Annotated in this window: 1 pseudogene; it reads right to left on the bottom strand. The window is 57.3% G+C overall.

Features of this window, described 5'->3' with window-relative positions:
• A pseudogene (locus KDM89_RS21330) lies at nucleotides 1-309 on the bottom strand (succinyldiaminopimelate transaminase); the annotation flags it as partial.

The raw sequence follows: 309 nt of genomic DNA, 5'->3' as shown, positions 1-309 counted from the left end.
ATAGGCGGCACCCTCGTAAATCTGATAAAACGGATTTGGGCACATGATGAGTGGCTTGCCATCTTTGCATGCAGCCGGGTTGACGACGGTCTGCGCGAGCGCAAATAAGGCTTCGCGCGATCCGTTGACCGGCAAAATCTCAGTGGCAAAGTCAGGCGCCGGGATGTCATAACGTCGCGCGATCCAGTTGGCGATGCTGCGACGTAAGGCTTCCGATCCGGCGGTTAAGGGGTAACTGGCCAGACCCGCCAAGTTATTGCGCAGAGCATCTTCAATCAGTGCCGGTGTGGGATGCTTGGGCTCGCCGAT

This window comes from Cognatundibacterium luofuense (assembly GCF_018139685.1).
Taxonomy (GTDB): domain Bacteria; phylum Pseudomonadota; class Gammaproteobacteria; order Burkholderiales; family Burkholderiaceae_D; genus Undibacterium; species Undibacterium luofuense.
This window is presented reverse-complemented; position numbering and strand designations above follow the sequence as displayed.